Below are 15,726 nucleotides of genomic sequence, written 5' to 3'. Positions count from 1 at the left end.
GGACAAACCCAAGGGCAGCGCGGTTGGTGAGGCGGACCTGTCCAACCTCACACGCAGCTATGTTTGCGGCAACTCGGACGACGCTGGCACAGCCGGGGTTCCAGCTGTGGGCGTTGTTGTCGGTAACGGAGCAACGGAGGTCGGTGGCGTCGTTCGCAGACGCTCCGGACGTTCCGAGCGATCGCCAAGCGTACGCTCCCCAACTGGGCGAACTTCCTCCACCAGCTTGCCAAAAATCATTTTCCCGGCGGTTGTCTGCAGGACACTGGTCACACTAATGTCCACCGCACGCCCAATGAAGCGCCGCGCGTTGTCTACGACCACCATAGTTCCGTCGTCCAAGTAGGCAACGCCTTGGTTGTATTCCTTACCCTCCTTGAGGATAAAGACCTGCATGGTTTCACCCGGCAAGAAAACCGGACGCAGGGCGTTCGCCAGTTCGTTGATGTTCAGCACTAGTACGCCGCGCAGCTGCGCCACTTTGTTGAGGTTGAAGTCGTTGGTGACGATTTTGGCGTCGAGTTGCTTGGCAAGCTCAATCAGTTTGAGGTCCACTTCCCGAATATTCGGGAAGTCCATGTCAGTGATGATGGTATCAAGCTTTTTGTTTTTCTGAAGCCGCTGAAGGATGTCGAGTCCACGGCGGCCGCGATTGCGCTTGGTCGCCTCCGGGCTGTCGGCGACATGCTGGAGTTCACGCAAAATGAACTGTGGAATGATGAGGCGTTCACTCAAAAAACCGGTTTCAGCAATGTCGGCGATCCGGCCGTCAATGATGACGCTTGTATCGAGAACAAGATTCATCGGACGGCTGTCGCCGCCAGCGACCCCTTTCGCGGGCTTAGTGAGCAGTTCCCACCAGCGGTCGCCAGTGGCGCCGCGCGTCATACCGAGATACCCAAGCGTCAGCGCCAGCGCCAAGACAAGGTAGGCCCTGACTGCCGCCGGTAGTCCCGGCTGGAAACTAATCAGTAAACCAATCAAGGCCGCCGCCGTTAGTCCGGCGAGCAGGCCGACCAGTCCGCCGATGACTGTGGTGATTGGGCGCGTGCGCAGGTAAAGTTCCAAAAGAACAACGCCCACGCCAATGATGAGTCCGAGCGCCGCCGACCAAAGCGGTGATGGTATAGGCTGCGCCAACCGCGCCGCCCCCAGCGAAAGTAGGATAAATCCAAGGCGTACAATGATGTTGTCGCGGCTCATGTAACCTTACTAAGCGCGAACTAAGCGCGGTTGGCTCGTTGGGGTTAAACGTCCAACGCAGCGTGGTTCACAGTGCTGATGAAATGTGACCGATTCGCCGATGCGCCGCAAGACGGCGTGACGGCGCAGGTGGGGTTTTCAAAGCAGCCTGTTGGGCGGCGCATCTTCCGAAGAAAGGACAACGAATCTTGGCGCCTTCTCTGGCCTGGTCGAATCTGACGCACCGCCCAGCGCGTTCACTGGCGACAGCGTTTGGCGTCGCTGTCGGTACTGTACTGATTCTGCTTACAACCGGTTTGGCGCGGGGCGTCCTGGCCGAACGTGCTGAACGCGAGTCGCGAGTCGGGGCGCATCTCATCATCCGTCCGGCGGGGTCGTTCGGCAGCGGCGTCGTGTCGAATCAACCGGCGTACCCATTGGAAAACGTCCCGCGCATCGCGGCGCTGCCCGGCGTCCGCGCCGCCGTGCCAGTAATCCAGTATGCGCTGCCTTCCGATAGTGGCGTTGGCTTTCGTTTGCTTGAAGGCGTGCCGTGGGCAGACTACGCCGCTATGAGCGGGGTACGGATCATTGCCGGGCGCGCACCGCAGGCTTCGGATGAGATTGTGATTGACCGCGAGCAAGTGCGGCAAAAGGGGTTTGCCCTCGGCGAGCGGGTGACGTTGGCGAAGCATACTTTTACGGTGGTAGGTGTATACGACCCGCCTAGTGGCGCGCGCATCAAAGCGCCGTTTGAGACGCTGGCGCAGCTGCTGGCGGCGCCTGGTCGGTGCTCTATGGTGTTCGTCCAGTGCTGGACGGCGGATGAGCAGGAGGCTGTCCACCAACGTCTACGCGACGCTTTTCCGACTGATCAGCTGATTTTTGTACGTGATCTGCCTAACCTCTACGCCGGTGGCTTGCCAGCGCTGGACATCTTTCTGCGGGTGGTCGTCGGGTTGGCGTTGGTGATTAGCGGATTGATTGTGTCGCTGGCGATGTACACCTCCGTGGTGGAGCGCACTCGTGAAATCGGCATCCTCAAGTCGCTCGGCGCAAGCGACGCCTTTATCCTGTCGGGCATTGAGCAGGAAGCGCTCATCCTTAGCAGTGTTGGTTTTTTGTTGGGCGTCGGGTTGGCATACCTTGGGCGTTGGTGGATTATCAACTTCACTGCGTTTCGCGCCGTTGAATTTGAGCCGGGTTGGTTGGCGACGGCGGCGCTCGTGGCTTTGATCGGGGGCGGCGGCGGCGCATTGTATCCGGCGTGGCGGGCGATGCGGCTCGATCCGGTGGAGGCGCTGCGTTATGAGTAACGCTCTGTAGCCTAAAAAGTCCGCTAGGACAGTGTGTCCCGCACCACACCAACCACAGCTAGGTGGGCTTTGAGCGCCGTTGTTCCAGGACGGTTGTTATCTACACATCCGCTCGTAACAGAGAACGTCCGGCTGTGCCCACTACGCAGTCCGGCTTGCCGAACGCGCTGTGATGGCTTCCACCACCGCCGACTGGCGGGTTGACTCGCTCGATTTGTTCGGAGAGTGTACCTTCCCAGCAGCACCGTATTGAGCCGGTCAACTGTGGGGCGTCGTCATGCCCCCGGCGTGGCGCGTGCGTTGAAACCGCACGCTGGAAAACGGCGGGACACCGCTGCACGACTAGCTGAGCCGCCTGCAACTTCGGAACGTCACTCCACATTTGCGGCAAGCGGGTGGAGCATCGTGGGGACTCAACGGCGGAGCGGCGTCTCCTCAAGCGCGACTGGTCCGCTTGCCGGAGGCCCGGCCTTGCATCCGGCGGCTAGAACTCATAGGAAGCTTTGCAAGGCATGGCGACCGTTGGTTACATCGAGCTTCTGCGCCGAAATTCCCGATTTCGGCGCATCTGGTCGGCGCAGATCGTTAGTGAACTAGGCGATTGGCTCAACTACGCCGCGTTGATGCAGTTGGCGCGGCAGTATGGTGGGGGCGCAGAGGTTGCCGCCGTCATCATTGCCATTGAGCTGCTGCCTTTTCCGCTCTGGAGTCCAGTCGCCGGCATGGTCGCTGACCGCTTCAACCGGCGACACGTCATGATGGCCGCTGACCTCCTGCGCGCCATTATCGTCTTGGGCTTCCTCCTAATAGACCGCCCGGAGCGGCTCTGGCTGATTTATGTCCTTTCGGCGCTGCAATTTTCGTTGGCGGCGTTTTTTGAGCCGGCCCGCCAAGCGTTGATTCCGTCCGTCGCGCGCCCGGAAGAACTCATTACGGCCAACCAACTGACCAGTATCACGTGGTCGTTCACCCTAGGGCTGGGCGGCTTTCTGGGGGGCGTCGTCGCTGACGCCCTTGGGCTGACGGCTGCGTTCCTCATTGACGCCGCGTCATTTCTAGCGTCCTTCGCTATTTTGTTTGGGATGTCGGACACGCCGCGTCCACAGCCAACAAGCGCCGCCACAGCCGATGCCGGTTTCTGGGTAGCCGTGAAATATCTCATTGCTCATCCGGTGACGCTCGCCGTGGCGCTTATCAAAACCGGGATTTCAATTGCTGGCAGCGGCGTTTGGCTGCTAGCAGTTGTTTATGGGCAAACCGTCTTTCCGCTGGGTCGGGACGGCGCCCTTGCTGTCGGCATTCTCAACGGGGCGCATGGTTTAGGCGCGTTGGTCGGGGCGCTTGTTGCCGGGTGGTTTATGCGGCGGCAGGTCAACATTGCGTGGAGCATCTTCTGGCTGTTTACTCTGCGCGGTGTGTTTTTCCTGCTTTGGGCCGGCGCACCACGCCTATGGATGGTTGCGGCGGCGACCATTCTCATCACGATCTGCGGCAGTCTGTTGTGGGTGATGAGCACGACGCTGCTTCAGCGGCTGACGCCCGACGAACTGCGTGGGCGCGTCTTCGCGCTTGAGTTCGGCGCGCTGACCTTTGCTATGGCGGGGTTTCTCTGGCTTATCGGGCGGGCGCTCGATGTCTGGGGGTGGACGCCGGCCTTCACCGTTGTGGCGACAGGAGCGTCGGCGTTTTTGGTCGCCGGCGGGTGGTTAGCGCTAATGGGCGTATCATCGCTGACCAAACTCGCCGGAGATGTGTCGCCGGGAAAGCCCGTTGGGGAACCTGACGCCGTCTGATGCGTCCACGGTGACGCAAGATGCTTCTTTCGGAGATTGACCCTACCATGCTGTCGCCTACGCGCTTGCTGCTCTTCACGCTCTTGGCGCTCTTTCTGCTTCTCAGCCATGATTCGTCGGCGCAGAAACGCAAGCGCCATCCGACTGGCAAAACGCCGCCCGCCATACCTGCCGTATCCAAGAAACCGCCTATGAATACCGCCGCCATGCCGCAGGACGCCGCCGCCGGCGTCAATCGCTTCGCTGTTGCACTGCACCAACGGCTTGCCCGTCAAACCGACGACAACCTGTTTTTCTCGCCCTACAGCATCGTTTCAGCGCTGGCGATGACTTCGTTAGGCGCGCGCGGTGCGACGCTCGCGGAAATGAACACGGCGCTCCAGTTCCCAAGAGGCGTGCCGCACGCCGCCTTCGCCGCGCAGGATCGCCTCTTGAACGCGCCGAACGCACCCTACCAACTTGCTGTCGCCAACGCGCTCTGGGGGCAGCGTGGACTAGGATTCGAAGCCGAATTTCTGGCGGCGACAAAAACAAGCTATGGGGCAGGGCTTGAAGAGGTTGACTTCCGAGGCAACCCAGAGGCATCGCGCACGCGGATCAATAACTGGGTTTCCGGCAAAACCAACGGCCGCATTCCCGATTTGATTCCACCCGGTTTCATCACCCCAATGACGCGGCTCGTGCTGACCAACGCCATTTACTTCAAGGGCGACTGGGCGGCAGCCTTCAACCGGGACGGCACGAATGAAAACGACCAGTTCCGGCTGCCGCGCGGTGGAACGACGTCCGTGGCGATGATGAACCGCGTGGGTCGTTACAGCCACTTTGACGGCGGAACGTTTCAGGCGTTGGTAATGCCCTACCGGGGCGACGACCTCTCGATGGTCGTACTGCTCCCGAACACCGTTGACGGTCTACCGGCTCTCGAGCAGTCGCTGACGGGTGAGAAGCTTCGGGAATGGGTCAACAAAGCAGTTGCCCGCGAAGTTCAGGTCAGTTTTCCGCGCTTCAAGCTCACGCGGCGGCTTGACAGTCTGTCAACCGATTTGCAGGCGCTTGGCATGAAGCTGGCCTTTACCGAAAGCGCCGATTTTTCGGCGATGACCAGCCAGACGCAGCTTTGCATTGACGCCGTTGTACACAAGGCGTTTGTAGAGGTCAACGAGCAGGGTACGGAGGCCGCCGCCGCCACTGGTGTTGGCATGCGGACAACCTCAATCGGCCCTGACCCGGCGCGTCCAGTAGTATTCCGCGCTGATCACCCCTTCCTGTTTCTCATTCGAGACAATCGCAGCGGTGTGGTGTTGTTTATGGGGCGAGTGATGAATCCGTCCGCACAAGACTGAAGCTGAAGCGGTTGCGCAATCGGCGCAGTGGGTTCCAACTGGGCGTAGCGGCGCAGCGCGGCGCAACCCGTCGCTGTCCTTCGTTTGGCAGCCAAACAACCAACGCCGTACTGACCGTAGTCAGCGCCGCCGCGCCGACAATGACGCCGTGGTAGCCGCCGACTATCGCCGTCAGCGGCTCGCAAGCCCGTGGCGCCAGTGACCCGACGCCCCAAGCGAAGCCCATCATCAACGCCGAGACTGTCGCCGTCCGCTGCGGAACAAGCTCCTGCGCCATAGCGACGTTGACTGGAATCGTCGCCCCCAGCGCAAAGCCGCCAACAGCCAGCAGGACCGGCGTCCAGTGAGCGGGCGCAAGGAACGCCGCCGCCAGCAGTGGGCCGGAAGTCACGCCGGACAGGATGGTGACGGCCCGCCCGCCAAGGCGCTCAGCCATAAAACCGCCGGCCAATCCACCAACGCCGCCTGCCAGTAGGAATATCGTCAGTGCGTTGCCGATTTGGACCAGCGACGCGCCCTGCGCTTGCAAGATGAAGGGATAGTAGGCGTTGATGAGCAGTTGGTTTGCGGCGCGCACGACCGTAATAACGTAGAGCGCTAGCAACGGTGCGCTCGCTAGTTGCAGCGCCTGTGCGAGGCTTGGGCCGGCTTTGGCGTGGGCTTCGGCGGGACGTGGGGGGCGGCCGGCAACGGCGGCAACCAGAAAAACAAGGCGGTTACAGCGATGACGCCGCCAATCGCCAAAAAGATCGTACTACGCAGCCCGTGGTGGGCAACGGCCTGCGTGACCAGCACTGGGCCGCAGGCGACGCCGACCGTCCCAGCTGCTGAAAAAAGCGCCATTGCCGGCCGTCGTCGCCGGCCGCCAGCGACGGCCGCCATCGCTGCGCCCTGCGGGTGAAACATCCCGACGCCTAGGCCGCCCGCCACTAGCGCAACCATCAGCCAGCTGTAGCTCCCAGACAGTCCAATTGCCGAGAGGAAAACAGCGGCAAGCAGTGGCCCGGCCAGCACGAAGCCGCGCCGTGACCAGCGGTCGGAAAGCATCCCATAAACCGGCTGAAGAAAGTTTGAAAAGAGCGCGTAAACCGGAATCAGCCAGAACGCTTGCGCCGCTGACAAGTGCAAGTGCGCCGTCATGAGCGGCAGTAGGGGGAAAATGAAGCTTGAGTAGGCGTCATTGACGAAGTGCGCCAGGCACACTAGCCATAGCGCCGAGGGCGCGGCAAAGCCAGTCGTCCGAGTCGGCGGTGAAGTTGAAGGAAAGAGAGTCGCTGTCACCATTGGACGGTGACGTTAGCATGGGGTTTGGAACAAACGCCTGTCGTTTTGCCGGAAGGTTCACTCTAGATTCAGTTTCTTGAACAAACTCACCCTACAGACGACAACCGTGGCTCGGCCCAGCGGGTCAAGTTGTGCGTCAGCGCCACAATCGCTGCTTCGTCCAAGGTTTCTTTGGTCAACAGTTCACGAGTGGCCGCTTCTAAGATGGCACGGTTCGTCTCAAGAATGGTCATCGCCCGTTCAAAGCAGGTCATCACAATTGTACGGATGGCCTCGTCAATCCGCCGCTGGGTGGCTTCGCTCATCTGACACCCACCAGAAAGCGGCAAAGCTACGTCAAGGAAACGCGGACGCTGGGCCTCATACGCAATATAGCCCAGTTCTTCGTCCATCCCGTAGCGCGTCACCATATCGCGGGCAATGTCGGTCGCCTTTGCCAAATCATCGGCGGCTCCGGTTGAAAGTTCACCGAAGACAAGCTTTTCTGCCGCTCGTCCGCCCAGCAGGACGCAAATTTTGTTCTCGAGTTCCGCGCGCGTCATCAGGTAGCGGTCTTCTGTCGGGCGCTGAATGGTGTAGCCTAGCGCCCCGATACCCCGCGGAATAATCGAAACCTTGTGAACGGGGTCGGTTCCGGGCAACGCCAGCGCCACCAGCGCGTGGCCCATTTCGTGGTAGGCGACGGTTTCGCGCTCACGTTCGTTGAGGACGCGGTTGCGCTTTTCCAGTCCGGCGATGATGCGCTCAATGGCGGCCGTAAAATCAGCTAACGTAACCGCTTCGCCTTTGCGCCGCGTCGCAGACAGCGCCGCCTCATTGACCAAGTTGGCCAAGTCGGCGCCGGAAAAGCCAGTCGTCAGCGCCGCAACCTTTTCCAAATCAACCTCTGGGGCGAGTTTGATTTTCTTGGCATGCACGCGCAGGATGGCGACCCGCCCCGCCTTGTCGGGACGATCCACCAGCACTTGCCGGTCAAAGCGGCCGGCGCGCAGGAGCGCCGGATCAAGAATCTCTGGGCGGTTGGTGGCGGCGAGAATGATAATCCCCGCCGAGCTGTCAAAACCGTCCATTTCGACGAGCAACTGATTGAGTGTTTGTTCGCGTTCGTCATGGCCGCCGACCGGCCCCGGCGCTCCGCGCGCGCGTCCCAGCGCGTCCAATTCGTCAATGAAAATAATCGCTGGCGCGCGTTCACGCGCCTGCTCGAACAGGTCGCGGACACGCGCTGCGCCGACGCCGACGAACATTTCAATAAAGTCCGAGCCGGAAATGGAGAAAAACGGAACGCCGGCCTCGCCGGCCACGGCCTTCGCCAACAGGGTTTTACCTGTACCGGGCGGCCCGACCAGTAGGACGCCCTTGGGAATGCGCGCACCAAGCCGGCCATATTCCTTCGGGTTCTTGAGAAAATCTACGATCTCGCGGAGTTCATCTTTGGCCTCATCTACCCCTGCGACATCCTCAAACGTCACGCCTGTGTTGCGCTCAACATAGACCTTGGCGCGGCTTTTGCCGACTGTCATAAAGCCGCTCATACCCTGCCGTTCGGCGAATCGCCGAAACAAAAAGAACCAGACCCCAAAGAAAACAAGCGGTGGAATAATCCACGAAAGGGCGTCGCTCAAAAATGTGTTTTCAATGACGCGGCTGTAAGGCACGTTGAACTGGGACAGCCGCTGGGCTACATCCGGCTCGACCCGCGTCGCCACCAGCGACCGCTTAGCGCCTTCGGGTTGTTTGAGCCGTCCAGTAATGGTTTTATCCCCAATGATGACTTCGGCGATGCGCCCGTCCCGGAGCGCCTGCTCGAACTCACTGTAGGGGACGGACTCGACACTGCGTGTTTGCCACCAAGTTTGCAGCAGTAGGAAGAGCAGGATGGCGAGAATCCAGTATGACAGATTCCACTGCGTTCGCTTTTCCATAAGAACGTCTCAGCTCAGAGCAAGGTATCGGCGATGTCGGCGCGCGCGTTAATGGTGCTTGGCACAGCGTCCCATGTCGGCAAGTCGCTGCTGACAACCGGATTGTGCCGCATCTTTGCCCAGGATGGCTATCGCGTTGCGCCCTTCAAGGCGCAGAATATGGCGCTCAACTCGGCGGCCACGCCCGACGGCGGTGAAATTGGGCGCGCGCAGGCTCTGCAGGCGGAAGCCTGCGGTCTTGCGCCGACAACCGACATGAACCCGGTTCTCATCAAGCCGTCGTCTGATCAAACGGCGCAGTACGTTGTGCAGGGCAAAGTGTGGCGCAACCTGACGGCGCGCGATTACTTTGATTTTCGCGTCCGCGAACTGTTTCCCCGCGTTTTGGAAAGCTACCAACGTTTGGCCGCCCAGTACGAGGTGGTGATTCTGGAAGGAGCTGGCTCTCCGGCCGAAATCAACCTGCGCGACCGCGACATTGTGAATATGCGGATGGCGCATGCGGCCGATGCCGCCTGCCTGCTGGTCGGCGACATTGACCGGGGCGGCGTCTTTGCGGCGCTGGTTGGCACGCTCGTCTTGCTGGACGACGCCGACCGGATGCGCATTCGCGGGACGGTCATCAACAAGTTTCGCGGTGACCGCGCCTTGCTTGAACCGGGTCTAACAAGGCTAGAAGTGCATACTGGGCGGCCATGCGTCGGCGTTGTGCCATACCTGCCAAACCTTGGCCTCGACGAAGAAGACGGTGTGGCGCTTGAAGACCGCCGGACAGCAGCGCGTCTCTGGCGAATAACCGGCGATGGCGGTAACCGCCCGCTGCGAATCGGTGTTGTGGCGCTGCCGTTTATGTCGAACTTCACCGACTTTGATGCGCCGGCCGCCGAGCCGTCGGTAGCGTTGGCCTTTCTTGACCGACCGGAAGACATCGCCGCCGCCGACGTGGTGATCCTACCGGGGACGAAGCAAACAATCCACGACCTGCGCTTCTTGCGCGAACGCGGCTTTGTTGATGCGCTTTTGCGTCATGCACAGTGCAAGCCGCTTGTCGGCGTTTGCGGTGGGATGCAAATCCTTGGCCAGCGAGTAGAAGACCCCTACGGGGTGGAGGGCGGCGGTGCGGAAGACGGCCTTGGACTGTTACCCATCGTCACGACGCTCCGGCGTGAGAAGACGACGACGCCAGCCGTTGGGCATTTGCAAACGCCGACCCTGTTTGGCGTTCCGGTTGAGGCAACGCGCGCCGAAGGCTATGAAATTCACTTGGGAGAAACAATCTATGCGCCCGGCGCGACGGCGCTGTTTAGGCTTGAACGCGCCGCCGGCGGGTCGCTGCTTGACGGTGCGGCGTCGGTGAACGGGTTGGTCATCGGTACGTACCTGCACGGCCTGTTCGACGACGATGATTTTCGCCGATCGTTCATCACAGCGGCGCGCGCGGTGTGTCGGCTGTCTCCGGCGACGAGTTTTCGGCCCTATCGGGCGGAGCGCCGCCGCCGCCTTGACCGTTTGGCGGATACCTGCCGACAAACACTGGATGTCGCCGCGCTCCGAGGCTGGCTAGGCTTGTGAAGAGCAAAGCTATGCCACCGCTAAACCTTTCCCCACCCGGTGTCCCCATCCCCTGCGTCCTGCCGGAAATCGGTCCCGACTGCTGGTTGAAACTTGATGTTGAGGGTGGTGAGTATGAGGTTGTCCCAGCGTTGCTGGCGCGGGGCGACTACCCGCGTCGGCTGACGATGAAAATTCACCACTTCAACCAGCGCGGTCTCTCCCTGATTGCCCAGCTTCAGGAACATGGTTACCGAATCACTGGTGACCTGTCGCCGACGTTGAACTGCACCATCATTGAGGCGGACCGAGAAAGGCCCGCGCCGGCCAATCCGCAGTGATTGCCGGCGGGTCGCTGGCCGCCATAGCGCCCAGGAAAAGCCCGGCGCGCTGGGGGCGTTCTACGCGCCGGCGCTTATCTGAGACAGCTAACGCTACACGTCAAAGTACAGTTGAAACTCAATCGGATGGGGGCGCAGGCGGAGCGCGTTAACTTCGCGTTTACGCTTGTACTCAATGTGGCGCATGATGAGTTCCTTAGTGAAGACGCCGCCCTGAAGCAAAAACTCATGGTCGGCTTCCAAAGCGTCCAGCGCCTGCTCAAGTGACGCCGGTAAGTGCGGAATGTGTCGTTTCTCCTCCTCGTTCATTTCGTAGATGTCTTTTTCAAGCGGTTCGCCGGGATGAATTTTGTTCAAAATGCCGTCAATCCCGGCCATAACCATCGCTGACAGGGCTAGGTATGGATTGCAGCTCGGATCAGGCGGGCGAAACTCGATGCGCTTCGTCTTTGGATCCTTTGAGAACATTGGAATCCGAATTGCCGCTGAGCGGTTGCGCGCCGAATACGCCAAGTTGACGGGCGCTTCATACCCCGGCACAAGACGCTTGTAGCTGTTGGTCGTCGGCGCAGCGAACGCCACAACCGCTGGCGCGTGCTTGAGTAAGCCACCGATGTAGTAAAGCGCCACCTCGGACAGATCGGCGTAATCGTCGCCGCCAAACAGCGGCTGCCCGTCTTTCCACAGGGATTGGTGGCAGTGCATGCCAGAGCCATTGTCGCCGTACAGCGGCTTAGGCATAAACGTCGCCGACTTGCCGTACTGAAGCGCCGTGTTGCGCACAATGTACTTGAACAACATCAAGTTGTCGGCCGTAGTCAGCATTGAGGCGAAGCGGAAGTTGATTTCGCACTGCCCGCCGGACGCGACTTCGTGGTGGTGGCATTCGGGCGAAATCCCCACAGCTTCAAGATTGAGCGCAATTTCCGACCGAAGGTCCTGCAGCGAGTCAAAGGGCGGAACCGGCGCGTAGCCTTCTTTGGTGCGAATGCGGAAGCCCAGATTTTCGTTCGGGTTGCCGCTTGTCCAGTTGCCTTCTTCACTTTCAAAGCGGAAGAAGGCGTGGTGCGGCTCGTTACAAAAGCTGACGTGGTCGAAGACAAAAAACTCCGCTTCCGGGCCGAAATACGCCACATCCGCAATGCCGGTGGAGCGCAAATACGCCTCAGCGCGCTCGGCGACCGAGCGTGGGTCGTAGATATAGCCGGTGCGGGTGATAGGATCCACCACATCGGCGAACAGACACAACGTCGGCTCCTCAAAGAAGGGATCAATCCAGAACCGTGACGGGTCAGGGATCACCAGCATGTCGCTTTCGCTGATGCTGGCCCAACCGCGAATACTAGAAGCGTCAAAGCCAAAGCCTTCGGTGAAGCTTTCTTCAGTGAGCTGCGAAATAGGAAAAGAGATGTGCTGCCAGGAGCCGGGCAGGTCGGTGAAACGCAGGTCAACAAACTTCACCCCTTCTTCATTGGCGAAGTTCAGGACGGATTTGGGATCCATGTCGATACCTTTCGACGTAAGAGACTTGGGACGATGTACGGCGCGCGCCGCCTTGGGGGAGCAGGGCAGCGCAGTGGCGTATTTGAGCAAGCTTTTGCACGCCGGCCTCCAAAAAACCACGCGCACAATCAAATGGTCTAAGAAGACAGCGGTTGGGTAGGCATACGGTTTCCGTTACAGGCATCGGCGGTCATGTCCGCCGCCAAGGCAGAGCGCTCCGGTTGCAACCCACCAGCTGGTTCTGTCCCAAATGAGGACAGGGAAAAGGCCACATCAAAGATGTGTGCGCCGAAGGCTTCCGTAATCCCTTCGCAGACTTTGATCCCGCGAACGCTGTTGCCGCGCTCATCGAGCGGGGGCGAGAACACCCCGATGCCAAAGCGGCCCGGTACGACCGCCAGCAAGCCGCCGCCGACGCCGCTCTTTGCCGGTAGCCCGATGCGGTACGCCCACTCGCCGGCGTAGTCATACAACCCGCAGGTAAACATCACGCTGAGAATGTCGCGCACGTATTCGGGCGCAATTGCTCGTTCACCCGTCAGGGGATTGACGCCCCGATTGGCCAGCGTCGCGCCCATGACTGCCAAGTCGCGACAGGACACCATTAACGAGCACTGCTGGAAGTACAGATCCAAAGCCTCATCCACATTGCCATCAATCATGCCAAAGTTGAGCATTAGGTAGGCAATAGCGCGATTGCGGTGGCCCGTCGTCCGCTCGGACATAAACACCGACATGTCAGCGAAGATACTGTGGCCGGTGTACCTTTGAAACAACTCAAGAATGCGGTTGAACTTATCGGTCGGATCCGTTCCCTTGATGATGCTCGTCATAGCGATAGCGCCTGCATTGACGAGCGGGTTATGGGGACGCTTCGACCGTTCATCGAGTTTGATGATTGAGTTGAAAGTGTCGCCTGTCGGCTCAACGCCAACCCGTGTTAGAACATACTCGCGTCCGTGGTCTTCCAACGCCAACCCATAAACAAACGGCTTGGAAATGGACTGTATTGTAAACAGGTGGTCGTAATCGCCGACCTCAAAGATTTGTCCGTCTACCGTCGCAATGCAAATCCCAAAGAGGTCGGGCGACATTTTGGCGAGTTGAGGAATGTAGTCGGCGACCCGCCCCTCGTTCAGCGACCGGTACTTCAGGTGTAAATCATTCAGAACTGAGAGGATGCGCAGCCGCTCAGCGCTCTGACGAACGGAGACGGCCGCCGCCGAAACATTGACTTGCAGGCTCATAGGCGCACCCCATCAACAAACTTCTCCCCGACGAACACACCCCAACAGCTTCAGGCACAACACAATCATTGTTGGTTTGACGACTGTTCGTAGCTGAACTCCGGCGGGCTGTCAAACAAGGTGCGGCACTCGACCTACAGAGGTTGGCGAATCAACACCGGCGCAACCTGCGGCGCCGGTGACCGCCTGCTGACGCGAACCCGCGCTACCCGCCGGCGCTCGACTTGCTCGACGCGAAACTCATAATCCTCGTACCGCACCACGTCACCCAAAGTGAGTAGCCGTCCAGCTTGGGTCATCAAAAAGCCGGCCAGGGTGGCGTAGTCGTCCGATTCCGGTAGCCGCAGATTATACTTGCGGTTGATCTCACGGATAGTGATACCGCCGTCGAAGATGAGCGCGCCGTCCGGCTCTTGCCAAACCTTAGTTTCTTCGTCAGTGACATCGTGCTCGTCGCGGATGTCACCGACGAGCTGTTCGAGGATGTCTTCCAGCGTAACAATGCCCTCCACCGTGCCGTGTTCGTCCACGACGACGCCAAGCGGTGACTGAGCGGCGCGCAGCTGTCGCAGCGCTTCCTCAAGGTGAGCCGTATCGGGAATAAACACCGGACGCCGCAGCAGCGCCGGTACCGACAGCGACTCTCGGCGAGCAAGGCGCAGCAGCACGTCCTTGACGTGGATGAACCCAACAATGTTGTCAGGATGCGCCTCGTGAACCGGAAGCCGGGAATACCCCGACTCGCACAACGTATGCAGGATGACATCTGAAGTCGCCGTCAACGGCAGGCTGATCACTTCTGGGCGCGGCACCATCACTTCGCGGACTACCGTATCGCTGAAGTGGAAGACGTTGTGGATAAGGTCGCGTTCGTCGGCCTTGAGATGCCCACTCTGGTGCGACAACGCCACAAGCTGCTGGATTTCCTCCTGCGTGTAAGCGGCTGTATGATGCCCGCTAGAGGCAGGAGTGACGCCGAGCAAACGTACGGCGCGCGCGCCAGCGCGATCAAGCAGCCAAATGAAGGGGCGGAAAACACGACAGAAAACGTCCAGCGGCAACGCCACAGCCAACGCTACCCGCTCGGCACGCGCCAGCGCCAGCGACTTCGGGGCCAGTTCTCCGAAAACAATGTGCAGGGCAGTGATGAGGGCAAAGGCGACCGCCGCCGCCGCTGCATGTGCTGAGAGCCACACCCACAAGCCGCCGGGGAGAGACGCCATCAGCCAATGCTCAAAAAGCCGGGCGAAGGTCAACTCACCGATCCAGCCCAACGCCAGACTAGCCAACGTGATACCGAACTGGGTCGCGGAAATCGTCTCGTCAAGGTCATCCATCAACCGCAGCGCCGTCGCCGCGCGGCGGCTGCCGTTAGCCGCCAAGGGCAGAAGTCGCGTCCGCCGTACGGCGACTAAGGCAAATTCCGCTGCGACGAAGAAAGCGTTGGCGGCCACCAGCAGCCCGACACCAACAACTTTGAGGACGACGATGAGAGCCGATTCGTCCATCCTTGAAGAGGCCTACCTTAGAGAACCCACCTGGGCCAGCGGCGACGCTGGTCAGCGTCGCCGCCATCGCCTACAAAATCTAAACGGCGGCCGAAGCGGCGGCCGCTTTGTTGTTTTTCTTCTCAAATTTGGCGAAGGCTTTTTGAAGCGCCTGCTCGACGGCCTCCTCCACCTTAGCCTGTGGTTTCCCGGAAGCCATCGTCAGTTCACTGATGACTAGGTAGCGAGCGCGTTCCAGCAATCGCTTCTCACGAAACGACAGCGGCTTGAGGCTGCTCAAGTATGTTAGGTGCTTGAGGATCTCGGCGACGCTGAAGATATCGCCAGTGCGCATCTTTTCCGAAAACTCTTTGAAGCGATCCTTCCAGTCGGACGGCGGCGCAACAAAGTTAGTCGCCAGCAACTTGAGTAACTTCTCGCCATCCACCGTTTTGATCGGCGTCCGAATGCCAATGGACTGTACTTTGTCAACGGGAACATTGACCGTCGTGTTATTTGCACTGAGGCGCAATTGGTAAAACTCCATTTCGACGCCGTCGAACTCCATGCGTTTGATGACTTCGATGACGCCGATGCCGTGGTTGGGATAAATCACTTTGTCGCCTACTTTGAATCCCACAGTAATGACCTCCTAAGTGATGAAAGAAAGGCCGCGGGCCTCAACCACACGGCTTGGGAAGCCACGATGGCATCCTTATGGCAAAAGCGCTGTCCCGAAAAACATAAAACA

13 protein-coding genes are annotated in these 15,726 nt (G+C 59.9%); 5 read left to right on the top strand and 8 right to left on the bottom strand.

Annotated elements, in window-relative coordinates; translation table 11 throughout:
• Positions 1-57: 57 nt before the first annotated feature.
• Positions 58-1,203 carry a TRAM domain-containing protein gene (locus tag NZ585_00675; GenBank protein MCS7078552.1) on the bottom strand — a complete coding sequence of 382 codons (1,146 nt, stop codon included), beginning with the start codon at positions 1,201-1,203 and terminating at the stop codon, positions 58-60.
• 188 nt (positions 1,204-1,391) lie between these two features.
• Here NZ585_00675 and NZ585_00670 point away from each other — a divergent pair, with 188 nt between their 5' ends.
• The 3 genes from NZ585_00670 to NZ585_00660 all read left to right on the top strand — a co-directional run bounded on the left by NZ585_00670 (position 1,392) and on the right by NZ585_00660 (position 5,637).
• Positions 1,392-2,498, top strand: a complete 1,107-nt coding sequence (locus NZ585_00670; protein ID MCS7078551.1) for an ABC transporter permease — start codon at positions 1,392-1,394, stop codon at positions 2,496-2,498.
• A gap of 512 nt (positions 2,499-3,010) precedes the next feature.
• Positions 3,011-4,291 carry an MFS transporter gene (locus tag NZ585_00665; protein MCS7078550.1) on the top strand — a complete coding sequence of 427 codons (1,281 nt, stop codon included), beginning with the start codon at positions 3,011-3,013 and terminating at the stop codon, positions 4,289-4,291.
• Positions 4,292-4,311: 20 nt separating this feature from the next.
• Positions 4,312-5,637: a serpin family protein gene (locus tag NZ585_00660; GenBank protein ID MCS7078549.1), complete on the top strand. Its 1,326-nt coding sequence runs from the start codon at positions 4,312-4,314 to the stop codon at positions 5,635-5,637.
• On the opposite strand, the gene NZ585_00655 is transcribed toward NZ585_00660, so the two are convergent.
• The 3 genes from NZ585_00655 to ftsH all read right to left on the bottom strand — a co-directional run bounded on the left by NZ585_00655 (position 5,600) and on the right by ftsH (position 8,846).
• Positions 5,600-6,241, bottom strand: a complete 642-nt coding sequence (locus NZ585_00655; GenBank protein MCS7078548.1) for an MFS transporter — start codon at positions 6,239-6,241, stop codon at positions 5,600-5,602. The two genes, NZ585_00660 and NZ585_00655, sit on opposite strands and share 38 nt — an antisense overlap.
• An 11-nt stretch (positions 6,242-6,252) precedes the next feature.
• Positions 6,253-6,921, bottom strand: a complete 669-nt coding sequence (locus NZ585_00650; protein ID MCS7078547.1) for an MFS transporter — start codon at positions 6,919-6,921, stop codon at positions 6,253-6,255.
• An 86-nt stretch (positions 6,922-7,007) separates the two neighbouring features.
• Positions 7,008-8,846, bottom strand: coding sequence for an ATP-dependent zinc metalloprotease FtsH (gene ftsH, locus NZ585_00645; GenBank protein ID MCS7078546.1), 1,839 nt, complete (start codon positions 8,844-8,846; stop codon positions 7,008-7,010).
• A 33-nt stretch (positions 8,847-8,879) separates the two neighbouring features.
• Here ftsH and NZ585_00640 point away from each other — a divergent pair, with 33 nt between their 5' ends.
• On the top strand, positions 8,880-10,418 hold the full coding sequence (locus NZ585_00640; protein MCS7078545.1) for a cobyric acid synthase: 1,539 nt from the start codon (positions 8,880-8,882) through the stop codon (positions 10,416-10,418).
• A gap of 11 nt (positions 10,419-10,429) precedes the next feature.
• The gene (locus NZ585_00635; protein ID MCS7078544.1) at positions 10,430-10,738 is read left to right on the top strand and encodes an FkbM family methyltransferase; all 309 of its coding nucleotides are present in this window, start codon (positions 10,430-10,432) and stop codon (positions 10,736-10,738) included.
• Between the two features lie 93 nt (positions 10,739-10,831).
• Here NZ585_00635 and glnA read toward each other — a convergent pair whose 3' ends face one another.
• The 4 genes from glnA to NZ585_00615 all read right to left on the bottom strand — a co-directional run bounded on the left by glnA (position 10,832) and on the right by NZ585_00615 (position 15,615).
• Positions 10,832-12,241 (bottom strand): type I glutamate--ammonia ligase, encoded by a 1,410-nt coding sequence (gene glnA / locus NZ585_00630; protein ID MCS7078543.1) that lies wholly within the window; start codon positions 12,239-12,241, stop codon positions 10,832-10,834.
• A 137-nt stretch (positions 12,242-12,378) separates the two neighbouring features.
• On the bottom strand, positions 12,379-13,488 hold the full coding sequence (glsA, locus tag NZ585_00625; protein MCS7078542.1) for a glutaminase A: 1,110 nt from the start codon (positions 13,486-13,488) through the stop codon (positions 12,379-12,381).
• A 134-nt stretch (positions 13,489-13,622) separates the two neighbouring features.
• A complete protein-coding gene (locus NZ585_00620; GenBank protein ID MCS7078541.1) occupies positions 13,623-14,996 on the bottom strand; it encodes a hemolysin family protein in 1,374 nt (457 codons plus the stop codon).
• A 79-nt stretch (positions 14,997-15,075) separates the two neighbouring features.
• Positions 15,076-15,615 carry a CarD family transcriptional regulator gene (locus tag NZ585_00615; GenBank protein MCS7078540.1) on the bottom strand — a complete coding sequence of 180 codons (540 nt, stop codon included), beginning with the start codon at positions 15,613-15,615 and terminating at the stop codon, positions 15,076-15,078.
• Positions 15,616-15,726: the final 111 nt, after the last annotated feature.

This window comes from Chloracidobacterium sp. (assembly GCA_025057975.1).
In the GTDB taxonomy this organism is placed as follows: Bacteria; Acidobacteriota; Blastocatellia; order Chloracidobacteriales; family Chloracidobacteriaceae; genus Chloracidobacterium.
The sequence above is the reverse complement of the archived record's forward strand: the minus strand, read 5'-3'. Positions and strand labels throughout refer to the sequence as shown.